Genomic DNA, 2545 nt, shown 5'->3' on the forward strand with positions numbered 1-2545 from the left:
TGGTCAGCCTCTACGTCAACGACTTCAACACCGCCGCGCGTGCCGCTTACCGGCGGGTGGGGTTCCGTGAGGTGGGGGCGTTCATGAGCGTTCTGTTCTGAGGCGGGTGGGTGTCCGGCCGGAGGGTGTCCCGGTCGGCTGTGCCAATGCACCGCCGGGGGCGGCCGGTTTCGTCCGGGAAGCCGTTCCGGAGTGCCTGTACCCCGAAGTAAGGTCGGCCGCATGCTGCCTACCCACGGGGGCGACGACCCCGCACGGCCCGCCGGACTGCGCATCGGGCACCTCGACCTCGCCGGCCGCGTGGACGAAGCCCTGCGCGTGCAGGCCGTGGCCTTCGGGCTCAGCGAGGAGGAGGTCGGCATCCGGCGCTACATCGTCCAGCGCCACATGACCTGCCGCGGCGCCCGCGCACTGGGCGCCTTCACCGACGACGGGGCCCTCGCCGGCTTCGTGTACGGAATGCCCAACGACCGCGCGCACTGGTGGTCCACGATCGTCGAGCCCTACCTGAGGGCCACCGGCACCGAGCACTGGCTCGACGACTCCTTCGTGATCACCGAGCTGCACGTCCACCCCGGCTTCCAGGGCCGCGGCGTCGGCCGCGCGCTGATCACCCGGATCACCGACACCGCCGAGGAGCCGCGCTCGATCCTCTCCGCGATCGACACCGACAGCCCGGCCCGCGGACTGTACGGGGCCCTCGGCTACCAGGACCTGGCCCGCAGGGTCCACTTCCCGAGCGCGAGCCTGCCGTACGCGGTCATGGGCGCGCCGCTGCCGCTGCTCCGGGGCTGAAACCGGTACCCGGTCCGCGGCCGCCCGGATAGCCTCGCCGCATGTCAACGCAACACGTGCAGCGCATGTCCCGTCTGATGGCCAAGACCCTCCGCGAGGACCCGGCCGACGCCGAGACCCTCAGCCACCGCCTCCTCGTCCGCGCCGGCTACGTCCGGCGGAGCTCCGCGGGGGTGTGGACCTGGCTGCCGCTCGGCAAGAAGGTCCTCGACAGCGTCTCGCGCATCGTCCGTGAGGAGATGGACGCGATCGGGGCCCAGGAGGTGCTGCTGCCGGCGCTGCTCCCCAAGGAGCCGTACGAGGTCAGCGGCCGCTGGTCGGAGTACGGGGACCTGCTGTTCCGCCTCAGGGACCGCAAGGGCGCGGACTACCTGCTCGGCCCCACCCACGAGGAGATCTTCACCCTCGTGGTCAAGGACCAGTGCACGTCCTACAAGGACCTGCCCGTGATGCTGTACCAGATCCAGACCAAGTACCGCGACGAGGCCAGGCCCCGGTCCGGGGTGCTGCGCGGGCGCGAGTTCCAGATGAAGGACTCGTACTCCTTCGACGTGACGGAGGAGGGGCTGGCGGAGTCCTACCGGCTCCACCGCGAGGCGTACGTACGCATCTTCGAGCGGCTGGGGCTCGACCACCGGATCGTGTCGGCCGTGTCGGGGGCGATGGGCGGCTCGGCGTCGGAGGAGTTCCTCGCGCCGGCCGCGGCGGGCGAGGACACGTTCGTGGACTGCCCGGAGTGTGACTACGCGGCGAACACGGAGGCGGTGACCTTCGTCCCGGCGGCCGCGCCCGACACCGCCCCCGGGGCGATGGAGGAGATCCCGACCCCGGACACGCCCACGATCGAGACCCTCGCCGCCCATCTGGGTGTTCCCGCCTCCGCCACGCTGAAGAACCTCCTGGTGAAGGTCGACGGGGAGATCACGGCGGTGGGTGTGCCGGGGGACCGGGAAGTGGACCTCGGCAAGCTCGGGGAGCACTTGGCCCCGGCGGTGGTGGAGCTCGTCACGGCGGAGGACTTCGCGGACCGGCCCGACCTGGTACGGGGCTACGTGGGCCCGCAGGGGCTGGAGAAGGTCCCCTACCTGGCCGATCCGAGGGTCGCGCCCGGTACGGCGTGGGTGACCGGGGCCAACAAGCCCGACACGCACGCGCGGAACGTGGTCTGCGGGCGGGACTTCGAGGTGGACCGGTACCTGGACGTGGTCGTGGTGCAGCCGGGCGACCCCTGCCCGAACTGCGGGGCGGGGCTGCGGCTGGACCGGGCGATCGAGATCGGGCACATCTTCCAGCTGGGGCGGAAGTACGCGGACGCCTTCGGGCTGGACGTCCTCGGCCCGCAGGGCAAGCCGGTGCGGGTCACCATGGGCTCCTACGGCATCGGTGTCTCCCGGGCGGTGGCCGCGCTGGCCGAGCAGACGGCAGACGAACGAGGGCTGTGCTGGCCGGCGGAGGTGGCCCCGGCGGACGTCCACGTGGTGGCGGCGGGCAAGGCCGTCCCGCTGGCGCTGGCCGAGCGGGCGGCGGAGGCCCTGGCGGCTGCCGGGAAGCGGGTCCTGCTGGACGACCGCGCCGGGGTCTCGCCGGGGGTGAAGCTCACGGACGCGGAGCTGATCGGCGTGCCGTGGATCCTGGTGGCGGGACGCCGGTCGGCGGACGGGGTGGTCGAACTCCAGGACCGGCGGACGGGTGAGCGGGTGGAGCTGACGCTGGAGGAGGCGCTGGGGCGGGTGGGGCAGGGGACCTGCTC

Annotated in this window: 3 protein-coding genes; all 3 read left to right on the forward strand. The window is 72.5% G+C overall.

Features of this window, described 5'->3' with window-relative positions:
- A partial coding sequence (locus VR44_RS44615; protein ID WP_425424570.1) for a GNAT family N-acetyltransferase occupies window positions 1-101 on the forward strand: 101 nt, incomplete at its 5' end.
- 121 nt (window positions 102-222) lie between these two features.
- Complete coding sequence (locus tag VR44_RS38660; protein ID WP_045952364.1) at window positions 223-795, forward strand: GNAT family N-acetyltransferase; 573 nt, start codon at window positions 223-225, stop codon at window positions 793-795.
- A gap of 41 nt (window positions 796-836) precedes the next feature.
- Window positions 837-2545 (forward strand): proline--tRNA ligase (locus VR44_RS38665; RefSeq protein WP_063779021.1); only part of this gene is annotated, 1709 nt, incomplete at its 3' end.

The organism is Streptomyces katrae (assembly GCF_000966975.1).
Lineage (GTDB): Bacteria > Actinomycetota > Actinomycetes > Streptomycetales > Streptomycetaceae > Streptomyces > Streptomyces katrae.

Excerpts from the sequence above, each read along its gene's own strand:
- VR44_RS38660 (WP_045952364.1), top strand. The coding sequence starts at position 223 with ATGCTGCCTACCCACGGGGGCGACGACCCCGCACGGCCCGCCGGACTG.